The following is a 21749-nucleotide window of genomic DNA, read 5'->3' on the forward strand; positions in this document are numbered from 1 at the left end:
TCAGGCTTTCGCTGTCGCCCAGGAAAGCATCTGTTCGAACAGGGTCTTGTAGCCCGGCCATGCGATGAAGCTCGACGGCAGCCAATGGGGACCGACATCGGAGGTCCAGGCGACCGTGCGGCCCTTGCCATAGGTTCCGGTCACCAGCAGCGGCTGCGATCCATAATCGGTCGAGACCGTCGCCAGAACTTCCGAGCCGTCCTTGACCGTCACTTCATTGTAGCCGAGCAGGATCGGCCAATCGGTCCCGAGACCTTTCAGGATCGGGTGGCCCGCATCGCCGGTGACGACGGGCGCGAAGCCTTCCGGCACTTCGACGCGGTCATCATAGGCAAGGCAGGAAACCGGCAGCACCTCTTCGACCGGCGTCTTGCGATAGCGCGCACCGCCATTGATGCCCTGGAAGCTGTAATAGCCGCCAAACATCAGGAGCGCGCCGCCATTCTGGACATATTCGCGCAGCAGACGAAGGCGGTTCGGCGTGGTCTTGGAGTGGATCCAGGTATCGGGATGCAGTAGCAGCGTGTTGGCGCCGATATCCGACAGGATGATCGCATCATAGGCGGACAGGGCTTCCAGCGACTGCGGAAAATCTCGTTGCGCCTCGTGCGCCGGCATGAACTGGACGTCGAAAGGGCTGTCCTTCAGCGCGGCGAGAAGCTCGTCGGCACCGGTGTGATAGGTGACCGTCGGGAACTGATCGAAGCCCTTGATATGGGTGGCGGTGGATACCCAGGATTCGCCGGCGAGAAGAACTTTGGACTTGGACATGGAAACTCCTTGGACGTGTAGGTCAGCGTTTCAGAATACTCTGGAAAAAACGGATTTCGGGTTGTCGATCAGCATGCGGTCGATGGCCAGTTGATCGACCCCGTGACGCTTCAGGCGCGGCAGAAAGTGTTTCAAGATGAAGCCATAGCCGAAACCGCCATAACGGGTGAGCATGATTTTCAGGAATACGTCCTGCGACAGCAGGATGCGGTCGGCATAACCCATGTCGATCAATGATCGGATGGCGCGGGCGTTCTGCTCGTCGGACGGCGATTGCGCATCCTGATCAGCATAGTAGAAATCCATGCCTATCATGTCGTATTCGAGGAAAGCACCGCGTTCGGCCAGGGCCTTCTGGTAGGGCAGATCGTCGTGGCTGGGGTTCATGTGGCAGAGAATAGTATGCCGGAGCTCAGCGCCCTCCTCCTCGACGATATCGAGAACCTCGTGGGCCAGACGCTCCCAGCCGGGCAGATGGATGGACAGCGGCACACCAGTGATCCTCGACGCCCGTGCGGCACCCCGGAGCGACTTGCGCTCCTCGGACGTGAAATCCTTGCTGACACCGATCTCGCCAATAATGCCGGCCATGACCTCGGGCTGCGTCTCGCCGCCGCCGACATCATTGACGATGAACTCTGTCACGGCATCGACATCCATGGCTTTCAACCAGTCGGGATGACTGAATTCGAGATAGAAGCCGGTGCCCATGACGATCTTCAGGCCGGACATCTTGGCGATACGGGCGAGTTTGCCCGGCTCGCGGCCTATGCCGATATTCGTCGTGTCGACAACCGTATGACCGCCCAGCGCCTGAAAGCGCTTCAGCTCCGACAGCGCCAGGTCGCTGTCGTCGAGCGAGACGTTGTCGCGGTTCATATAGGGGTTCATCCGCAGCTCGCCGATGATCTCCATGCTGACCTTCTGCTCTCCGATGGCCTGCGCGTCCGGATGGCAGGGGCAGCGCCAGGACTTTGCACCATCGAGCAGGATATGCTCGTGCATCAGGGTGATGCCCATGTCTGCCACCGGTACGGGACCGAGAACCGTCATCACCGTTCCGGATTTGACGCCGATCTCCGCCCGCTCCCTTGGCGCCGTATCGAACAGATGATCCATGCCTACTTCCCCCTGACCGCGCCACGGAACAGCCGGAAGTTGAGCCAGACGGCAATCAAGATGATTGTGCCCGTGACGATCGGCGTCAGGAAGGGCGACATGTGGGCGAGGATCAGGCCATTGGCGATGACGGCAACGGTCAGTGCACCGAGCACTGTCCCGACAACCGTGCCGCGACCGCCGAACAGGCTGGTACCGCCGAGCACGACAGCGGCGATCACTTCAAGTTCGAAACCCTGCCCCGCATTGGAGGATCCGGATCCGAGACGCGCGGTGACGATGATGCCGGCCAGCGCCGCAGCCGTGCTGGACAGCATATAGACGAACAGCGTCGTGAAGCGGGTATCGATGCCGGCGCGCCGGACGGCTTCCGCATTGGCGCCGATGCCGGTGACGTAGCGGCCGAACGGCGTTTCGTTGAAGACGATATAGGCGACCACCAGCACCGCAAGCGCGATCAGCGCCGGAACCGGAACGCCGAGGAACCACGACCGGCCGATGACGGTGAAGAAACTCGATGGATCGACCGGGATCGAATAACCGCCTGTAATCAGCAGCGCCAGGCCACGGATGACCGAAAGACCGGCCAGTGTGACGATGAAGGCCGGGATGCGCTCATAGGCGACGAAGAAGCCGTGGATCGCGCCGATGATCGCGCCGAGCAGCAGCATCACCAGAATGACCAGAGGCCATGCGAGCCCGGCCTGCAGCGCCGTTGCCGACAATGTCGCAACCAGCGCCAGCACCGAGCCGACGGACAGATCGATGCCACCGGTGGTGATGACGAAGGTCATGGCGGCGGCCACGATCAGAAGCGGCGCCGACTGGCGGATGATGTTGAGCAGGTTGGGCGCTGTCAGGAAGGCATCGGTGATGACCGAGAACACGACGCAGACGACAATGAAGAACAGGGCGATGGAGACGACGCTGCCATTGGCCAGCAGCTTGTCCCAGAGCGTCGCCTTGCGCAGGCGGGATGGAGAAACGTGCGACCCGGCATGCCCGGTCTGCACTGGCCCATTTTGGGGAGAAGACAGGCTCATGCGGACACTCCGGTTTCATTGCCTTGCCGGGCAGAGCGGGCGGAAAACTTGCGCCCGACGATGAGATTGACGACTTCCTCGATGCTGGTTTCGCCGATCAGCCGTTCGGCGACATTGCGGCCTTCATACATGACCTGGATGCGATCGCAGACGAGGAACAGATCCTGCAGGCGGTGGGTGATGAGAATGACGCTGACGCCGCGGGCGCTGACGGTACGGATCAGTTCGAGCACGGCCTCGACCTCGGCGACGGCAAGCGCTGCCGTCGGCTCGTCCATGATCAGGACTTTCGGCTCGAAAGAGGCGGCGCGGCCGATGGCGATCGACTGGCGCTGGCCGCCCGACAGGTTTTCGACCTTGAGCCGCGTATCTGCGATGACGATGCCGAGACGGTCGAGCATGTCGCGCGTCAGGCCGTGCATCTTCTTCTTGTCAAGAAAAGGAATGCCCAGAACATGGCGGCGCGGTTCGCGGCCGAGAAACAGATTGCCGGCGACATCCACCGTGTCGCAGAGCGAAAGGTCCTGATAGACCATCTCGACATGCGTGGCACGGGCATCGGCGGGCGAGGCGAAGGAAACGGTCTTGCCATCGATTTCGATGGTGCCGCTATCGGGAATGACAGCGCCTGACAGCACCTTGCTCAGCGTCGATTTACCGGCGCCGTTGTCACCGACCAGCCCCAGCACTTCGCCGGGCTTGAGGGTGAGCGAGACATTGTCCAGCGTCTGGATGGGATTGTAGCGTTTCGAAATACCGGTCATCCGGACACGGTAAGTTTCGCCGTCGGTCATGGTGGCGTTCCTGTTGGTGCTGGCCTGTTCGTAACGGTTCAAGATCTGCCGCCTGTCTTGCGGCTCGACAACCCCTTACCTTCATCCTGTCGATACGGAGAGGGAATGACGGAGCGTGTCGCGAAATCCTTCTCCCCGCGAGCGGGGAGAAGGCAGCCGACTACCGGAGGGGGCTTTCGGCCAAAAGACGACTGTCTTACTTGAACATGCCCTTGAACTCGGCAACATTGTCCTTGGTGACGATCGTCACGGGAACATTGATGATCGGCTCGATGGTTTCGCCCTTCTTGAGCTTGACCAGCGCTTCGACGGCAGCCTTGCCTTCACCGGCCGGATCCTGCTGGACGACGGCGGTGACCCAGCCTTCCTCGATGCCTTTCACGGCCTGCGCGGTCAGGTCCCAGCCGAAGATCTTGACGTCCTTCTGGCGGCCCTGGCTTTCGACGGCCGAGACGGCGCCGATCAGTTGCGGCTCGCCCGTGGCATAGATCGTCGTCATATCAGGATTGGCGGTCATCAGGTTCTCGGCGGCACCGAGCGCAATGTCCTGCTGGTTCTGGCCATCGACCGTGTCGAGGAAGGTGACGGCCTGGCCGCCGTCAGTCACGGCCTTCTTGAAGCCGTCGAGACGCTGGTTCTGGATGAAGGAATTGAGCGCGCCGACGATGCCGGTCTTGGCTGTGCCGCCCATATCGGATTTCACGTAGTCGGAGAAGAACTTGCCGATGTCTTCGCCGGCTTTGGCATTGTCGACGCCAATGAAGGCGACATTGTCGCCATCGGGGATCTGAGCATCGATGGCGATGACCGGGATGCCGGCAGTCTTCGCTGCCGTGATCGCAGGCTTCACGCCGTTGACATCGATGGCGACCAGAATGATGCCGTCGACCTTCTGGGTGATGTAGTTCTCGATCGCGTCGTTCTGTGCAGCAGGCACGTTGTTGGCGTTGAAGATCACCAGCTTGGCACCGGCGGCGTCCGCAGCCTTCTGCGCCCCATCGTTGATCTGGTTGAAGAACAGGGCCTGCTGGTTGATGGTGACGAGCGCAAACGTATCTGCGCTGGCGGATGCAACACCGACAGCCAGCGTCATGGCGAGGGCTGCGGTGCTGCGGATCAAAAGTCTGGAAAGGCGCATTCGGGTTCCCCTTGTTTTCGGAAGGCCCGTAGCCGGGCTCAACAAGCGCGTGAGCGCCGCAGCATAATTCAAGAGACTTGAATTTTTGTCAAGCCTCTTGAATTCGACTTTCCGAAGAGGAAACTGCTTAGAAGGTTGCCGGCGTGTTCACCCAAAAGATGCTGGCGCGCTCATGGCCGGCATTGCGATAGTGATGCGGCAGCTCGGACTTAAACACAAAGGCGTCGCCAGCAGAGAGCGTAAAGCTTTTCCCGTCCACAATCAGCTCGATCTTGCCGGCCAGCACATAGCCGACCTCTTCTCCCGCATGCTGGATCGGGCCGGCGCTTTCGCCTTTCTCTTCTATGTGATGGATATTGCACTGGAGAAGATGGCCGGCGGAGTAGGGAATGATCCGCTCCAGCGAAATTCCCTCGCCCCGCCGTAAGGGGTCAAGGGCGATCAATGGCCGCGTTCCGGCACGGAAGATGATACCCTCTTCTCCGTCAGATTCTTCGAACATCCAGCCAATATTCGTATCAAGTGCGCCAGCTAAGCGGTGCAGCATTGGCAATGAGGGCGACGCCTTGCCATTTTCAATTTTCGACAGCAGACTTTCGGAGCAATTGGCTGCATCAGCAAGGGCCTTCAGCGTCATCCCCCGGGTCTGACGCGCCAACCGCAAACGCGTCCCCAGCCGGACTGGATTGGCAGTCTGCACATCAGTGTCATCGGGAATTACTGCAATTAATCCTAACCCGCTTTTCATGCACTTTTTCTTCTATTGGTTGGAGTGAGGCACTAAGGGATCTTCCACCTACCGCCCTAAAGGATCGCCGGCCTTCATTGACAAATGACTACCACCTATCTTTCACTTGGATCAAGTCACTTGAATTATTACCTTCCCGGATTTTTACATCCGAGGCTGGTTCGGGACGTCAAATTTATCGAGTTTGGAGCACGATTGAACGGACAATGTTGCCCGTCCTTTGGCTGCATCTGTTCTTCCACGATCGCCACACCACGCTAATCCACGCCAGGGGCACGAAGGCGGCCGGCTTCAACCGAGCCGTCGACGAGCGGCTGAACCCTGGTGGGTTCTATGTCATCGTCGATCACGACGCCGCCGCAGGAACAGGCACCGGCATGCCTGCTCGTTGCATCGGATCGCCCCTGCCTCCGTCCACCAGAAGGTGGCGGCGTCCAGCTTCGTACTGGACGCGAAAAGCAACACGCAATTACCGACTCAATCCTGCGGTCGCATTCAAGCACTTTCACCTGGTAAAAGTCGTAAAGGTCCAGTGATTGGCAAAGGGCAAACACGTGTTCATCGCGGTCGTTGCCGATCAAGGATGCCCTGATTGTTTTGGTGGAAGAGTGGCAGCGAACATCGCGCAAAGATGCCAGCACGTCTGGATCGCGCTCGCCGGAAACGATTGCTCGGATAATCTTCATACCTGTCGCGCCGGTGATGTCGGAGACCACGTGATGGAGCTGCAGGTTCATCAAGGCCTTCTGCATGTGCTGGATGTGAGCCGCAGCATATTCGACCAGCCGCTCTCGCTGACGCAGATACGCGCGTAAAGTGGCGACCATTGCGTTTGGACGAAAGCTCCCACGCAGAAGGCCATAGGAATGCGGCTGCCGTAGCCAGGCCGCATCGCTGACGTCAGTCTTCCGGCCCGGCACGTTCTTCGCATGACGTGCGTTGACCAGGATCACCTCAAACCCATGCTGCTCGAGAATCTCGAAAGCCGGGATCCAGTAAACGCCGGTCGACTCCATCGCCACGCTGGTAACGCCACACGATCTGAACCAGACAGCCATATCATGCAGATCGTGGGTGAAGGTGCCGAAGGCGCGTATGGGCGTATCGGTTTGTTCCGGATTAACAGCCGCCATATGCATCGTGGACCTGATGTCCACGGCCGCCGCGCCGGGATGAACTTGGGTGAGGTTCTGTGGTGTGGAAGAACGGATCTTGGGCATGGCTTCTCCTCCTTGGAATCGGAGGGGCTGGGCCGCGCAAGTTCGTCAATTTCCTAACCGGGATCGCCGCTAACGCGACGTCACCACTCTCAAGTACGCAACAGCCCATGTGCCACGTTTTTTAACGGGGTTGAACGCCTCCAATAAGCCTTCGGCAACTCCCCTCCAGCTAGCAGCCTATCACGACCCGTTTCTACCCTTTGACAGTGTGTCCATTTGCTTGTCCAAGGGGCTTGGCGCGCCGATGGGTTCGGTGCTGACGGGGGATGCTGCCTTCATCGACGGCGCGTGCAGGCTGCGTAAGATGGTGGGTGGCGGGTTGCGTCAGGTTGGCATAATTGCGGCAGCCGGACTCTATGCCCTGCAAAACAACGTTGATCGGTTAGCCGATGATCACGCGCTCGCGCGCGAGCTTGCCGATGGGTTGAGCCAGCTTCCGGGACTGCGCGCGCGCCTACCTGATACCAATATCGTGTTCGTAGATGTGGACGAAGCCATTGCGGCGACGCTGGCTGCTTTCCTTGCGGAACAAGGTATCGGGATAACCTCAAGCCGCGGCGGAAAGAGCCAGCGGTGGGTTACTCATATGGACGTGGGAGGCGCATCCGTCAAAGAGGCGCTGAAATGTGTCGGCCGCTTCCTTAGCCGATAGAGTTGGCCGAAAATCCAAAACTCAATTTATGATGACGGAAAACAGATGATTTCCGCGTAGCGGTTCGGCGGGTCGAAATCGATGGGGCAGCCCGGCGATTTTTTACGCGACAAACCCTGTCGGAATATGAGACTGTGCGACAATTCCTGATTTGAGGTTTGTCGTATATGTTGATCGGATACGGGCATCTTCCAGGCTCAGTCTCTTGATTGTCAGCATGATTTTTTAAGTCCTCGATTTGGAAGTTTGCGAAAAGCCGGGCTGGTTTTCCGGCGGCATGTTGGCAAGGAAGGCGAGAGCCGCCGCGCCGACAAGGCCGGAATTCTGACCAAGCGCTGCGCGGATGACGGGAACGTCGTTGAAGGCTGGCATGGCCCATTGGGCGATGTACTTCTGGATACCTGGCTGCAGACGGTCAAACTCATGGGAGAGGCCGCCCCCCATGACCACTATTTCGGGGCTAAAGATGTGAATTAGGCTCGTGAAGCCGCGGCCAAGGATTTCGGCCTCCTCTTCGATCAGAATACTGGCGAGGGCATCGCCATTCCTGGCGGCCGCAAAGACGTCGCGGCTATGAACTTCGGCACTATTTTTTCCGAGCGCCGTTTCAGTACAGGTCAGCGCTCTGCTGCGCGCCCGCAATGCAAAGGCGGTCCCCGATCCGTAAGCCTCGAAACATCCCCTGTTGCCGCAGGGGCAGAGTTCGCCATTCGGCATGACGGACATGTGGCCGATATGGCCTGCCATGCCCTTGCGGCCGCGAACCACCCGTCCATCCGTGATGATGCCGCCGCCAATCCCGGTGCTGACGGTGACATAGATCAGGTTCTCGCGTCCCTTGCCGGCGCCGAATTGCCACTCGCCGATCGCTGCGGCAATGCCGTCGTTTTCCAGGCTGACGGGATAGGCAAAACGCTTCTGCAGTTCTGCTTTCAACGGAAAGCCGGCAAAGCCGGCCAGCGTCGGCACAACGCTTGCCACTCCGGCGATCGTATCAACCGGGCCGGGCGTCGACACTCCGACACCCACAACCGACAAGGGCTGCCCAGCCGCGAGGACCTGTTCGGCCAGGGAGAGGATTTGGCTGAGAACGCGCTCGGGGCCGGCAGCCGCTTCGGTCCGGTCCTCGGCCTGGGCGAAGACTGTCCCCTGCTCGCCAACCAGCGCCGCGCGAACCTGCGTCCCTCCCAGATCAATTCCGATCGCGACCTGCTGCATCTGGCGACCTGCCGGCTAGAGGGCGTGCAACCACGCCATGCGCTCTGAAAGCGAAGGCGCGTTGAAGGCAAGCGAGCCAAGCACGACGGTTTGCGCGCCGGACTGGCGAAGCAGCGGCACGGTATGCTCGCGGATGCCGCCGTCGGCGGCAAGGACGATACGGTGCGCTGCGCCACAATCGGAGATGATCTTTTTTGTCTGTTGCAGACGCTCGCCCGCCTTTTCATCGAGCCCTTGCCCCTTCACGCCGATCGCGGTGCCAAGTAAGGTGATGAAATCGAGGCGCGCTGCATATTTGCGGACGGTTTCGACCGGCGTCTCGACCCGCAGAACCATGCCGGCAGCAATGCCGCGATGCGCGATCAAGTCGAGAGCGACTTCGGCCACCGCCTCGTTCTCGACATGAAAACTGATCAGGTCGCCACCGGCATCGGCGAATTGCTCGATCTGCGACAGCAGTATGCTGTCGGCCACCATCAGATGGACATGGATCGGACGCGCGGAGATCTTTCGAACGCCGGCAACGAGATCGGGAAAGAACAGCATGGCCGGCGCGAAGTGGCCGTCGGCGACATCGATATGCAAGACATCCACAAAGGGATCGACACGTGCGAGATCATCCGCCAGGCGCACGAGGTCGGCCGACCAGACTGAGAATTCCGCAATCAGGCGATCCTTTGGAAGTTCGGCGATCCACGTCTTGGAGGGGGCGGTCATGGTCCTAAAGCTCCTTCAAAAATGTGCGCATGGCATGTCGGAAGTCGGCGACATATTGCGCGCGGCTATCCGTCTTGGGCGTGATCTGTTCAAACCGCGCCTTTGGTATCCGTTCGGCCAGGGCGCGCGCATAGGCGATCGGGTGAATGGCGTCTTGCTCGTGACCGATGACCAGGGTCGGCACGGCGATGCGCGAAACCTCCTCCTCGGTCACTCCGGGTCCGTCATTGGAAATCGCGGTCAGCAAGGCGGCTGTCACCGCAATCGGCTGCCGGGCGAAGAACCCCGTCAGCGAAGCCAGATTGTCGGGCGCCTCCGCAGCAAGGCGCTGACCGATAGGTCCGGCCAAAAAGGCCGCCTTCGCCTCTGCGGGCGGCATTGTCTCCAGCAACCGCCCAACCTCGGCATTGGGCATCATGTTGTCCGGTGCCGCTGCGGTCACCCAGGCAGGCCTCGCCAGGATCAGGGTCTTGACGAGATCCGGTCGCTTGACGGCCAGGCGCAGCGCAATGGCTGCCCCCATGGAAATGCCGCCCACGACCACCGGCGCCTGCAGGCGGCTTTCGATATAGGCGGCGATATCGTCGGCGAATGTCGCGATCGACAGGCGCTCGAGCGGGCCGGACTGCGAACTGCCATGGCCACGCGCTTCCACCGTGATGCGACAAAAGCCGGGTTCGATGGGAAAGGCTTCTTGCGGCTGGCCGGCATCGCCGCACAGGCCGTGCTGAAAAATGACAGCGTGTCCTTCGCCAGCCGTATCGACGTTCAGGCGCGTTCCGTCGTTCGTCTCGAACAGCCGCCTGTCGCTCATCGCCTTGCTCCGACAAGGCTGGTCTTCAGGAATGTCGCGACACCGGGGGCTTCTTGAGCCGACAGCCCATGCGTGACCAGACTGCCGCCAAACCCGATTTCAGCAAGTTTGCGCAGATAGTAGACATAGTCGAGAACACCCTTGCCTGCGGTGGCGAAGCGCCCGTCTTGTGTTCGGTCCTTGGCATGGGCCATGACAATACGGTCGCCCAAGAGGTCGATCGCCTGGGACACGATGGTCCGCTGTTCTTCCAGCGTCTCCACCTCGAAGAGATTGGCGGGGTCCAGAACGATCTTGATGCGGGGGCTTTTCAACTCATTGATCAGGCGTCGCGCCTTGGCCGCCGAATTCACGACATTGGCCAGTTCCGGTTCGATGCCCAGATCGACGTCGAAGCGCTCTGCAATCTCGACCGCCGTCTCCATGGCATCCAGCAGATCGCGCCAGGCCTCTGGCGAGTTGTTGTCGGGATGCTCCTTCCACTGATCCAGCGGATCGCGCGTTCCCGTGCAGAGCGTGACAAGACCGGTCGACATAGAAGCGCAGCGCTCGGCCAGAACCGCCAGCCGGCGATGGCCGGCCTCGCGCACGGCAAGATCGGGATGGATCATGTTGTAGGTGCCTGAAACGGCTACAATTTCGATACCGCTTGCCTTCGCAGCCGCCGCCACCGAACACGCCTGTTCTTCGCTGATGGCGTCCGGCATTGCGGCAAGCCCGGAACAGGCCATGTTATACTGCGCGCAGGCAAAGCCCGCATCGGCAACGGATCTCAGCACCGTTTCCGGATCGCTGCCCTCGAAGGTCTTGGCGAAGATGCCGAGCTTCATCACACACCACCCGTCGTGTCGGCCAGCGCGACGGCCTTACCACTTTCCACCGAGCGGGCGATCGCCACCATCGCCTGGACCGAAGCCAGGCCGTCATCGATATCGGCGCCTTCATTGGGCGTGCCGTCGAGGATGGTGCGGGCAAAGCCTTCCAGCTGGCGGCGATAGAAATGCCCGTCGGCCCCGAGCACCCGATGGGTGGCGCCGTCAGCTTCGCGGAAAATATCCACCTCGCTCGACTTGTAATACCAGGGATTGAAAGTCTTGCCGAGAACGCTGCCATTCTCTCCGTAGATCTGGAAACCTTCATGCCAGTCCATGCGCACCTGTACGGTGAGGTCGAGATGACCGAGCGTGCCGGAGGCAAATTCGACATCGACGAACCAGCACCAGATGCCGGCACGCTCCGACAGACGGGCGTCGACCGACACGATATCGCCGGCGAAATAGCGGGCCGTATCGATCAGGTGGCAGCCATGTGCCAGCATGTAATAGCGGCGCAGATCGGCCTTGGGATTGGTCGAGGGCTTCCGGGCATTGGCGCTTGCGACGATCAGCGGCTGAACCGCATCGGTCATCGGATAACGATGGGTGCTGTCGCAATACCAGGCCTTCAGGGCGACCAGCGCGCCCATCTCGTCGCGGATGAAGGATTTTGCCGCCTGGAGGCCGGCGTCGAAGCGCTTCATGTGGCCGACTTGGAACACCTGGCCCGATTTTTCGACAGCGACTTTCAGCTCGCTACATTCCTCGACCGTCAGACCGACCGGCTTTTCGCACAGGACATGTTTGCCGGCTTCGAGTGCTCTGATGGAGGCAGGAACGTGGAAGGCATCGGCGGTTGCGATGATCACCGCGTCGATATCGGGATCGGCCAGCATTTTGTCATAGTCGTTGTAGGTCTTTTTCGCGCCATGGGTGATCGCCATGCGCTCGCGCAGATCATCGGCAACGTCGCAGATCCCGTAGAGATCGGCATTGGCAGCCTTGGTGCAGCTTTCGAAATGGGCCGCCTGGGCGATCTGGCCCGCTCCCAATACGCCGACGCGGAGGCGTTTTTCTTGCTTTGCTGGCATGCGTAACTCTCGTGTCTGTGTGTTTCATTGCAGCGTCGCGGCTGTCAGAATCCGTCCCCGAAGCAACGACGTGCGGCCGGGCGAGGTGCGTCTGTGGATCGAAGAAGTGCAGCTTTACCAGGTCGATCGCCTAGGGCCACGCTGCTGGTCGCCTCGAATTTTGCCGCCGCATTGGCAGTACCCCTCACGTCTCAACGGAACCCCGGTCGCCGGAATCCATACGAACCGAATCGATATTAAAGTGAACGCTGACACGACAACCATTACTGCACATTTTGCAGAGGATTTTCCTGCAGTTTCAGTCGCCCAATCCAGTCTGCTTACGCAATCTTTGAGCTTCAAGCCGCACTAAAATCTTATCCACCGATCATCAGCTTGACGACTTCGTCATGTGTGGTCTCGTTGATATTGCGCTCACCAGCGACGATGCCACGACGAAGGACAACGATCCGATCTGACACTGCAAAAATATCCTGCAAATTGTGCGAGATGAAAACGACGCCGCGGCCCTGCGCCTTCAGCGACTTTATTAACGAGACGACCTTGCGCTGCTCCGGCACGCCGAGCGCCGCCGTTGGCTCGTCCATGATCAGGATGCGGGCGTTCCAGTAGACGGCACGGCCGATGGCGACGGCCTGGCGCTGGCCGCCGGAGAAATTGCTCACCGGCGCATCAAGCCGCTTCACATGGAAGTCGAGCATCGCCATCGTCTTGCGCGCAGCCTCCGCCATCGCCTTGCGGTCTATCACCGGCAGGAAACCGAAGGCCTTGCGCATCGGCTCGCGGCCGAGAAAGATGTTGCCGCCGATCGTCAGATTGTCGGCCAGCGCAAGATCCTGATAGATCGTCTCGATGCCTTTTTCACGGGCATCCTGCGGCGAGGAGAAGGTAACGGGCCGACCCTCGATCAGGATTTCGCCCGAGGTCGGCGCATAAACACCGGAAATTGCCTTTATCATCGTAGTCTTGCCGGCACCGTTGTCGCCGGCCAGCGCCACGACTTCGCCCGGATGCACGACAAGGGAGCAGTTTTCGAGTGCCTTCACCGCACCGAAGTGGCGGGAGAGATTGCGGACCTCGAGCAGCGGGGTTTGACTATTCATCTTGTTTTGCTCCGCTGAACCGGCGCTGCGCCTGGTCGATGAGAACGGAAATGATGATGACGACGCCGACGGCGATGAACTGCCAGAACGGTTCGACATCGAGAAAGACCAGACCATACTGGATGACGGCGATGACCAGAGCGCCTGCGACCGTGCCGAGGATCGAACCGGAACCGCCGAAGAGACTGGCGCCGCCGATGACCACGGCTGCGACGCAATCGAGCAGCAGCGGTTCCCCTGCCTGCGCAGCCCCTGCGGTGAAGCGGGCGGCATAGAGTGCGCCGCCGAGCCCGGCGCACACGGAGGACAGGACATAGAGCTTGAGAATATGGCGCTTGATGTCGATGCCGGCTCGTCTTGCGGCCTGCGCATTGGCGCCGATCGCGTAGTTGTGCTGGCCGAAGCGCGTTTGGCTCAGGATATAGTGCATGATCAGGACGAAGACCGCCGTCACCAGCACGAGATAGGGAATGCCAAGGATACGGCCATTGCCGAGCATGGCGAAATATTCGTTCTTCACCGGAACCGTCGTGCCGCCGGCCAGCAGAAAGGCCGTGCCGCGTGCAACACCGAACATGCCGAGCGTGCCGATGAAGGGCGGAACCTTGAGGCGCGAGATCAGCAGTCCGTTGATGATGCCGGGAACGGTCGCGACCAGCACAGCGACGAGAATGCCGAACAGCATGGCCAGGGGCAGCGGCATGTAAAGGCCGGCAAGATTTGTCATGTGCGCGGCGATAACGGCCGCCAGCCCCATGATGAAGCCCATCGACAGATCGATGCCGCCGGAAATGATGACGAAGGTCTGGCCGATGGCCAGCAGGAGGGGCGCGACGGCGAAAATGGCGATCGACTGCCAGTTGAACGGCGAGAAGACAAAGGTGCCGCCGAAAGACATGCGCGACCAGATTTCGAATATGACGATAAGGGCTGCGAGAAACAGCCATGCGCGCAACTGTGCGATGTGGCCGATCAGCGTCTGTGTCTGGTCGGCATGATCTGCCTGCGGCGCGATATGTGGGTCCACCTTCGGCGGCTCGTCAACGGTGCTTGTCATGGTACGTCCGGAAATGAGGCATGCGCAATGGCTTGCGGCATGCGTTAAGGGTCATCCTGTGGAATCATGCAACGACACACGTCTGTGCGGCGCCCGCCTTCCGGCAAGGGCGCCGCAGCCGGTCGTATCAATCCGAATAGATGTACTTCGCAACGTTCGGGTCGGCGAGGTTCGCCTTGTCGATAATCGTGAAGCCGGTGCCGATGGCGGTCGGGATCGAATTCCCGGTCAGATGGGCATAGGCCGACATCACGCCGAAATAGCCGATTTCCGCCGGATGCTGGGCGATGGCGACATCGACCAGACCGGAATTGATGTTGTCGACGATCGAGGTCGGCGCATCGAAGGCGACAACTTTGATATTGCCTGTCTGGCCAGCCTGCTGGACGCCGTTTGCGGCACCCAGTGCCGAGAACAGGTTGGCGCCGAAGACGCCGACGAGATCGGAGTTTCGTGCAAACACGGCCTGAAGCTGCGAGGCCGCCTTATTGGCATCGTTGTCGTTGAATTGGCTTTCCAGAACTTCGATGCCAGAATGGTTTGCGGCCATCTCGTCCTTGAAGCCCTGCTCGCGCTGGTCGGTGGTCGAGATGCCGGGTTTTACGTTCGAAACATAGACCTTGCCCTTCTCGCCAACGGCCTTTGCCAGGGCACGCGCTGCAATTGCGCCACCGAGAACATTGTCGGAAGCGATGTAGGACAGCGGAAACTCGGCGTCGCCGGCACCGGTCTGATAAATTCCGTCGCCAATGAAGGTATCGACCGTGATGACCGGAATGCCGGCATCATGGGCCTTCTTCAGCGGCTGTATCAGTTGGTCCTTGTCGGTTGGAGCAATCAGGATCGCATCGGGCTTCTTGGCGATGATCGCATCGAGCACCGGAACCTGCGTCACCGGATTAAAATCCGGCGCACCCTGAAACACCAGTTCGGCACCCACCGCCTTGGCGGCCGCCTCGGCGCCTTTGCGCATGGTGATGTAGAAAGCGTCAGTGGTGAGGCCCGGTACAAGGGCGATTGTGAATTTCTTGTCCTGTGCCTGCGCTTGTCCAGCGACGGCGGTAACGCTCACAAGCGCTGCGACTACACCGGCCTTTAAGAATGAACGACGTTCCATGCTTTCCTCCTCCTTGAAAGCCGGAACTCCCTTTCCGGCAAAACGAATAATCACGCTGGTTATGACGGTTCGTCAAGTAATTTTTTGCTGCAATGAATTGCTATCGGCTTTATCTTGGTTTTGGATGTTGCGGCGGCGGTAAAACGCATCCGTATCGCCAGCCGTCGAGCGTGACGGATCACCGCAAGCGCCTATGTTCGTCGGTTGGGTTGAACACCCCCGAAATCCAGTCGATCACCCCCTGTATGTCCGGTTCCCTGGTTTGGTCGACCGTCAAAAAGGGGCCGCATCCGATGGGTTCCGCGCAATCGGCGAGCACCACCAGTTCCTGGACGTATTCAGCCCCCGGATGGCCCGGCAGCCTGTCTTTCAACCGACTGGCATAGCGATCGCCGGCGACCTTTCCCGGCACCTTGCACCAAAGTTCCGCGGTGCGTTCGACACCTGCATCTTTGATATAGCCTTCCAGCACAGCTTTCGGCTGGAATCCGAACCAGGCGTCGACGATGAATGTCGATCCCGCTGGGGCTTCGCCAATGAGCGACCAGATCGCCTGGTAGCTTGCCTTCCCCAAGGTTCGGTTGAAATCCCGATCGACGCCACCAATGTGCTGCAAGAACGGATTCTTGATGTCGTCGAGCGAGAGAATTGGCCACCCGGTGCGCTGCGACAGCGCTTTTGCCAGGCGGCTTTTGCCCGATGCAGGGACCCCGTTGACAAGAACGACGCGTTTTTCAACCCGGTTGCCCCCGCTTGAAAAGGTGGACAGGCCCGCGCCGATGACGCCTGCATCATCTCCGAGTTTCGCAGCAAGTATCCTCGGCTGGAACCATGGAGCCACAGCCGGAAAATCGGTGAGCGCCCGTGCGGCCGCCGAACCCAGACCACCGCCCAATACAATGATATCCGGATCCATCATCGCCGCAATGTTGTCGACTGCGATCCGTAAGGGGGATGCCCAGGCATGCAGTACAGCCCTGGCCGTCTCACTGCCGCTCGCCGCCATATCGAAAATATCGCTGGCGGAGACGGCTTCCAGACCTGCTTCATTCATGTGGCGCCGCAGCGCGGTGCCCGAACTGAAGGTTTCGACGCACCCTCGCCTTCCGCATGGGCATAGGGGGCCGTCCTGTGCGACGGAAATATGGCCCAACTGCCCGGCAGTGATCCGGCCGCGATGGATACGGCCGTTGTTTGCAACCGCGCCACCGATGCCGGTTCCGATCGTCAGCATCGCCACGCTTTGGTACCCCTTGGCGACACCGAGGGCAATCTCCGCGATAAGTGCCATGCTGCAATCATTTTCGATGACGACGGCCCGGCCAAGAGCGTCCTCCAACTGATTGGCGAAATCGATTCCGGCCAGGTTCAAAATTCCACCGGATAGGATCGTCCGGTTCGCAGCATCCACACGGCCGGGAATGCCTATGCCGACGCCGGCATCTGCGGGCGCGTCGAGCAGACCTACCATCGTCTTGATGCGCTCAATGACCTGCAAAGGATCTGCCGGCGTTCGTTCGGACAGCTTTTCGAGGATGTTGCCTTCCCTTGAGACGAGAGCAGCACGAACATTCGTGCCGCCAATGTCTATACCAACGGCAATCTCAGGCATTTGCTTTCTGACCTTGACGGGCACTATGGGACGTTGCGTGTTTAAAATGAGCGGCAATGACGGCTTGAATTTCGCGAAGCCGCGGAACCGCCACCGACTCCAACCGCTCCTTCGTGATTGAGCGATCCAGCGAAATGCAATCCTTCCAGAGCGATCGGCCCGCGATGACCCCCGAAGCCCCATTGCGCATCGCATCTTCAACTTGTGTCAAGAACGTTGAGTGGTCAACGCCCGCAGACAGCACGGCCCACGGCACGTCGCCTGCAAGCGTAGTGACTTCAGCGCAGGCTTCCGGTGTTCCCGGATAAGGAATCTTCAGAACTTTCGATCCACAATCGAGGCAAATCTTGCTTCCGCCGACGATCAGCGAAGGAATCCGCTCTTTGTAGGCAGCTTCGTCTTCATCATCGAGCTTATAGGTCAGGAACTCGACCACGAGCAACAGGTCCTCGCGCGCGAAGTCCTCGATGCAGTGCTGCAGCATCTCGATGTTGTGAACGTTCGCTTCGTCGCGATCAGAGCGGAGGTAAACCATGATCTTGCCCCCCGTCGCACCGAGCTCGCGAACCCGGCGGGCGGTAATGCCGGGAACCAGCTTGGAAAGCCGATATCCTTCCGGCGAGGTATCCCAGCCTGAGGCATCAAGGCCAATGAGCAATGCGGTGTCGCGTTGAATGATGCGGTCATCGACAAGCGCAGGAACGGCGCAGATCGGATCGACCAGAACACAAGATGCCTTGCTTGCAAGAAATTTGGCGATATCGGCTTTCGTGTCCCCCAGCGTCTTGTCGGAGATCGCCGCCTGTTCCTGCGGGTCCTTGGCAAGCAAGGTGCGCATGCCGCCGCGTTGATCGCAGGCTATGACCATCATGGCTCCGTCACTTCCGCAGATCTGCTGGTAACCACGCATTTCGGCTGTCGTCAATCTGGACATCAAGTCCTCCCTCTATGTCACCCGAAACGGGATACTGAAATTTCTTCCGCTCCAAGGTCCGGAGGGAAAGCGATCGTTGAACATTAAGAGCCCAGCAGCCGCATATTCGTTGCGAAACGGGCGGGTTTGAGCGATAACTCCTATGTGTCACAGTGAACGTAACACATTGCAGAAAGGAATTTCAACCTGAATTCATCTCAGTCACAAGAGGCTATGGCAAGCCGTACGCTGTTGCATATGGTTGCAAAGCTGCACTACCAATCGGAAATGTCGCAGGTTGATATTGCCAAAAAGCTAGGCTTATCAACGGCGACGGTTTCGCGTCTGCTTCAAAAGGCGCGCACTGCGGGGATCGTCCGCATCGAAGTAATCGATCTTTCGCCATCTGAAGATTTGACCGCGGCGCTGATTGAAGCGCTGAAATTGCAAACGGCAGCCGTCATCGACGCGCCACCGACCAATGTACTGAGCGCACTGGCACCGTCCGTGGGGTCCCTGTTGAAGCAAGCAGGACTGCGATCAGGCTCAACCATCGGCATTGGATGGGGACGGGCTGTCCGGCAAGTGACGCTTGCCGGCCTCCCCTCATTGCCCGGAGTTGCGACCGTCGCGCTCAATGGCGGGATGCAGCAGGCCGCTCCGCACTTCCAGACCAATGAATTCGTCCGCCAGGCCGCCGAACAGTTGGGGGGGACCCCGCACTTTCTGCATGCGCCCTATATTTCCTCATCGGAACTGCGGGATGCGTTTCTCGCTGATCCCACAGTCCAGCAAGTAACCTCGCTCTGGAACAAGCTGGATGCAGCAATCGTCGGCGTCGGTTTGAGACACTCGGCAAATCCTTCCGAAGCGACCGGAGCGCTCCCGGGCGAAAAAGCCCTTGGCCAGGCTTCAGGCGACGTTCTGCGTCACTATGTCACCGAGAGCGGCGAGATCCTGCACTGGGACGGGGAAGAGCGCATGATTGCCGCATCCCCGCAACAGCTCCGCAAGGTTAAATTGACAATTGCCGTCGCGGCGGCACCCGCCAAGGCGCCCGGCATTATCGGTGCAGCCCGATCGGGCATGATCAATGCCCTTGTGACAGATGTGACGACCGCGCAAGCCATTCTCGACCGCCTGTCGATGGCCAATTGAGGAGAAAATCGTGAAAACCTCACTATCCGTCAACGTCAATGCCATCGCGTTCCTGCGCAACCGCCGAAACCTTCCTTGGCCAAGCGTCGAGGGTCTTGCAAAACTTGCTCTCGAAAGCGGTGCTGACGGCATCACCATTCATCCACGGCCTGACGAGCGGCATATTCGACGTGACGACGTCCAGGTGCTGGAGCGCTTGCTGCGTCTGAACTTTCCAGACCGGGAGTACAACATCGAAGGCTATCCAAGCGACGATTTCCTCGATCTTGTATGCCGCACCAAGCCGGATCAGGTAACTTTCGTGCCGGACACGCCTGATCAGTCGACATCGGATCATGGATGGGACGTGATTGCCAATGCTGATCTCCTGCAGGCTGCTACAGAGCGGGTTAAGAAGCACGGCATCCGCGTCTCATTCTTTATCGATGAGGATCCCGACGTCCCAGCACTTTGCAAAGCGGCGGGCGCCGATCGCATCGAGATCTACACGGCCCCCTATGGAAGTGCGTTTACGTCGGAGGCGATCCAGTTACACCTTGAAAACCTGCAAAATACTGCAGGGGCGGCGACAAGGGCGGGACTTCAGGTCAACGCCGGTCACGATCTCACATTGCAGAACCTTCCAGCTTTGAAATCCGCAATCCCGCAACTGGCAGAAGTTTCGATCGGCCATGCATTGATCTCGGACGCACTTGCGCTCGGCCTTCCCGCAACCATAAAGGCCTATGGAGAAGCGCTTCGAACGAAGGAAGGGTAATCTCCCGACACCCCCGCCCGATGAACGCGCTCCGGAAGCGACCAATCCGATCTTCTCGCCCTAAACCATCGAACTTATGGTGTACGAATGCCGGCGACCATCCATCACGATAAAACCTTCGCTGCCTTCCTGTTTGATATGGACGGAACCATTCTCAATTCGATAGAAGTGGCCGAGCGGGTTTGGACCGAATGGGCTTTGCGGCACGACGTCGATGTCGAGGCCCTGCTGGCAACGATCCATGGACGAAAGGCGATTGAAACGATCGCCCGACTTGGCCTCCCCGGTATCGACCCGGCAGAAGAAGTGAGGCTTCTCACGCTGGCCGAAATCGCCGACGTCGCGGGCGTCGAACCTATAGCGGGTGCCGCCGATTTTCTCGATGCCTTGCCGGCGGGCAGGTGGGCGATCGTCACATCAGCGCCAAGAGCCTTGGCGCTTGTTCGCCTCGAGGCAGCCGGCTTTCGCACGCCTCCACTTTTGATCGCCGGCGAGGATGTCGAGAATGGGAAGCCTGCGCCGGACTGCTTCTTGCTCACTGCGGAAAGGCTGGGGCAGCGTATCGAAGACTGCCTTGTGTTCGAGGATGCGCCTGCCGGTATCGAAGCGGCCGAGGCCGCTGGCGCGAGCGTGATCGTCATAAGCGCTACGCACCGGACACGTCTCGAAACGCCGCATCCGAGTGTGGCGGACTACAAGGACATTGCCGGACGGTTCACTGCGGACGGGTATCTTCGCCTTTTTCAAAAGGAAAGATGAGAGACGGGATGGAATATCTCGTCCTAAGGGTGTGTATGAGCGTTCTCCAATCTCGAGGATGTTTAGTTACTGCGGAAAAGGCCTTGGGTGAGGCAGCCGGGACTGATCAATCGCACCCTTTGTGACGGCAAAATTCCTTCCTCTCGACATGTGGACCAACATCCTGTCCGCTTCTCCTTCTTTGGCACGCTGAAACACAGCGGGACCGATACCGACGTGCTCAAACTGACGTCTCGACACAGACTCATCGACTATCTGGGTGCGGACGAGGTGATCAACTACCGTCAGAAGCCCCCCGAGCATCTTGCCGGCCACATCGTGTTGATTTCGGTTAGGAACTAGCCCCGTTTCGCGTTAAGCTAGCAAATTCGTTGTAACCAATTGTCTGCAAACACCCTTTCGGTGCCTGACCGGATCACAGAGAAATGGAAAAATGGGTTAAACTCCCGCGACAATCAACAATGCCTGACCAAATCAACACCAGCCGTTGTCGAAACGCCGGTGATGCTGTCGAGGCCTAGAGGTGAGTGTGGCGATGGAAACCGCGCGAATTACAACCGATACGAAGCGCCCAGCATCGCAAAGGGCTGGATATTATCCCTGACGATCGGACTATCCTTGGCAGCGCTCATCAGCCCTCGGCGAGGCGAGCAGGGTTACAACCGACCACGCTCCAGCTGACTGACCGGCGAGGGTAACCCTCGCGGCATCCCCACAGAACTGACCGATGTTATTCTTGATCCAGTTGAGGGCCGCAATCTGGTCCTGAAAGCATAATTTCCAGACCCGCCGTTTTGTTCACGCGAGAGGAGCGGTGAGCGAGAAATCCCAGCGTTCCAAGCCGATAGTTCAATGTGACGACCACTATGCCTCGCTTTGCGAGATTGGCGCCATCATAGATGGGGACGGCACAGCCACCTTCCGTGAAACCGCCACCATGTATAAAGACCAGGACCGGATAAGACGCTGTGTCACATTTCGTTGTTAGACTGACCATCGGACAGTGCCCAGATGTCCAAGCTCAGGCAATCCTCACTCACTCCCGGCGTCGTCGGCGTCAGATACTCGCTGGTCCAAGCCATCATCGGCTTTGAGTGCATATCGCGTTAATTTTCCGAGGGATCAATGCGATG

At 59.4% G+C, this 21749-nt stretch carries 22 protein-coding genes and 1 pseudogene; 4 read left to right on the top strand and 19 right to left on the bottom strand.

Going from position 1 to position 21749, the window contains the following annotated elements; all coding sequences use genetic code 11:
* The 7 genes and pseudogenes from IM739_RS23700 to IM739_RS23735 all read right to left on the bottom strand — a co-directional run.
* Positions 1-771, bottom strand: a complete 771-nt coding sequence (locus IM739_RS23700; RefSeq protein ID WP_237371796.1) for a glutamine amidotransferase — start codon at positions 769-771, stop codon at positions 1-3.
* A gap of 30 nt (positions 772-801) precedes the next feature.
* Positions 802-1890, bottom strand: coding sequence for a phosphotriesterase family protein (locus tag IM739_RS23705; protein ID WP_237371797.1), 1089 nt, complete (start codon positions 1888-1890; stop codon positions 802-804).
* A 2-nt stretch (positions 1891-1892) separates the two neighbouring features.
* Positions 1893-2933 (bottom strand): ABC transporter permease, encoded by a 1041-nt coding sequence (locus IM739_RS23710; protein WP_237371798.1) that lies wholly within the window; start codon positions 2931-2933, stop codon positions 1893-1895.
* Positions 2930-3727 (bottom strand): ATP-binding cassette domain-containing protein, encoded by a 798-nt coding sequence (locus tag IM739_RS23715; RefSeq protein ID WP_237371799.1) that lies wholly within the window; start codon positions 3725-3727, stop codon positions 2930-2932. Before IM739_RS23715 ends, IM739_RS23710 begins: the two co-directional genes overlap by 4 nt.
* 196 nt (positions 3728-3923) lie before the next feature.
* A complete protein-coding gene (locus tag IM739_RS23720; RefSeq protein WP_237371800.1) occupies positions 3924-4865 on the bottom strand; it encodes an ABC transporter substrate-binding protein in 942 nt (313 codons plus the stop codon).
* Between the two features lie 127 nt (positions 4866-4992).
* A complete protein-coding gene (locus IM739_RS23725; RefSeq protein WP_237372004.1) occupies positions 4993-5502 on the bottom strand; it encodes a helix-turn-helix domain-containing protein in 510 nt (169 codons plus the stop codon).
* Positions 5503-6080: 578 nt separating this feature from the next.
* Positions 6081-6833, bottom strand: a pseudogene (locus IM739_RS23735) (IS110 family transposase); the annotation flags it as partial.
* 244 nt (positions 6834-7077) lie between these two features.
* On the opposite strand from IM739_RS23735, the gene IM739_RS23740 reads away from it, so the two are divergent.
* A complete protein-coding gene (locus tag IM739_RS23740) occupies positions 7078-7485 on the top strand; it encodes a beta-eliminating lyase-related protein (RefSeq protein WP_237371801.1) in 408 nt (135 codons plus the stop codon).
* Between the two features lie 225 nt (positions 7486-7710).
* Here IM739_RS23740 and IM739_RS23745 read toward each other — a convergent pair whose 3' ends face one another.
* The 10 genes from IM739_RS23745 to IM739_RS23790 all read right to left on the bottom strand — a co-directional run bounded on the left by IM739_RS23745 (position 7711) and on the right by IM739_RS23790 (position 17963).
* On the bottom strand, positions 7711-8703 hold the full coding sequence (locus tag IM739_RS23745; RefSeq protein WP_237371802.1) for an ROK family protein: 993 nt from the start codon (positions 8701-8703) through the stop codon (positions 7711-7713).
* 15 nt (positions 8704-8718) lie between these two features.
* On the bottom strand, positions 8719-9420 hold the full coding sequence (locus IM739_RS23750; RefSeq protein WP_237371803.1) for a ribulose-phosphate 3-epimerase: 702 nt from the start codon (positions 9418-9420) through the stop codon (positions 8719-8721).
* Positions 9421-9424: 4 nt separating this feature from the next.
* Positions 9425-10234 carry an alpha/beta fold hydrolase gene (locus tag IM739_RS23755; protein WP_237371804.1) on the bottom strand — a complete coding sequence of 270 codons (810 nt, stop codon included), beginning with the start codon at positions 10232-10234 and terminating at the stop codon, positions 9425-9427.
* Entirely contained in the window at positions 10231-11064 is an 834-nt protein-coding gene (locus IM739_RS23760; protein WP_237371805.1) for a sugar phosphate isomerase/epimerase family protein, read from the bottom strand. The genes IM739_RS23755 and IM739_RS23760 overlap by 4 nt, the downstream gene beginning before the upstream one ends.
* A complete protein-coding gene (locus IM739_RS23765; RefSeq protein WP_237371806.1) occupies positions 11064-12140 on the bottom strand; it encodes a Gfo/Idh/MocA family protein in 1077 nt (358 codons plus the stop codon). Before IM739_RS23765 ends, IM739_RS23760 begins: the two co-directional genes overlap by 1 nt.
* A gap of 356 nt (positions 12141-12496) precedes the next feature.
* Positions 12497-13243: an ATP-binding cassette domain-containing protein gene (locus tag IM739_RS23770; RefSeq protein WP_237371807.1), complete on the bottom strand. Its 747-nt coding sequence runs from the start codon at positions 13241-13243 to the stop codon at positions 12497-12499.
* Positions 13236-14300, bottom strand: coding sequence for an ABC transporter permease subunit (locus IM739_RS23775; protein ID WP_237371808.1), 1065 nt, complete (start codon positions 14298-14300; stop codon positions 13236-13238). The genes IM739_RS23770 and IM739_RS23775 overlap by 8 nt, the downstream gene beginning before the upstream one ends.
* A gap of 127 nt (positions 14301-14427) precedes the next feature.
* Positions 14428-15417 (bottom strand): ABC transporter substrate-binding protein, encoded by a 990-nt coding sequence (locus IM739_RS23780; RefSeq protein WP_237371809.1) that lies wholly within the window; start codon positions 15415-15417, stop codon positions 14428-14430.
* A gap of 178 nt (positions 15418-15595) precedes the next feature.
* Positions 15596-17029 carry an ROK family protein gene (locus tag IM739_RS23785; protein WP_237371810.1) on the bottom strand — a complete coding sequence of 478 codons (1434 nt, stop codon included), beginning with the start codon at positions 17027-17029 and terminating at the stop codon, positions 15596-15598.
* The gene (locus IM739_RS23790; protein WP_237371811.1) at positions 17022-17963 is read right to left on the bottom strand and encodes a tagatose-bisphosphate aldolase; all 942 of its coding nucleotides are present in this window, start codon (positions 17961-17963) and stop codon (positions 17022-17024) included. Before IM739_RS23790 ends, IM739_RS23785 begins: the two co-directional genes overlap by 8 nt.
* Before the next feature lie 237 nt (positions 17964-18200).
* On the opposite strand from IM739_RS23790, the gene IM739_RS23795 reads away from it, so the two are divergent.
* The 3 genes from IM739_RS23795 (at position 18201) to IM739_RS23805 (ending at position 20616) form a co-directional block, all read left to right on the top strand.
* Positions 18201-19100, top strand: coding sequence for a sugar-binding transcriptional regulator (locus IM739_RS23795; protein WP_237372005.1), 900 nt, complete (start codon positions 18201-18203; stop codon positions 19098-19100).
* 10 nt (positions 19101-19110) lie between these two features.
* Complete coding sequence (locus tag IM739_RS23800) at positions 19111-19857, top strand: pyridoxine 5'-phosphate synthase (protein WP_237371812.1); 747 nt, start codon at positions 19111-19113, stop codon at positions 19855-19857.
* Between the two features lie 87 nt (positions 19858-19944).
* Positions 19945-20616 (top strand): HAD-IA family hydrolase, encoded by a 672-nt coding sequence (locus IM739_RS23805; protein ID WP_237371813.1) that lies wholly within the window; start codon positions 19945-19947, stop codon positions 20614-20616.
* 612 nt (positions 20617-21228) lie between these two features.
* Here IM739_RS23805 and IM739_RS24210 read toward each other — a convergent pair.
* The gene (locus tag IM739_RS24210) at positions 21229-21375 is read right to left on the bottom strand and encodes a carboxylesterase family protein (RefSeq protein WP_442981187.1); all 147 of its coding nucleotides are present in this window, start codon (positions 21373-21375) and stop codon (positions 21229-21231) included.
* Positions 21347-21613, bottom strand: coding sequence for a carboxylesterase family protein (locus IM739_RS24215; RefSeq protein ID WP_442981179.1), 267 nt, complete (start codon positions 21611-21613; stop codon positions 21347-21349). The genes IM739_RS24210 and IM739_RS24215 overlap by 29 nt, the downstream gene beginning before the upstream one ends.
* Positions 21614-21749 lie beyond the last annotated feature (136 nt).

Origin of the sequence: Rhizobium sp. SL42, assembly GCF_021729845.1 — a bacterium.
Taxonomy (GTDB): Bacteria; Pseudomonadota; Alphaproteobacteria; order Rhizobiales; family Rhizobiaceae; genus Allorhizobium.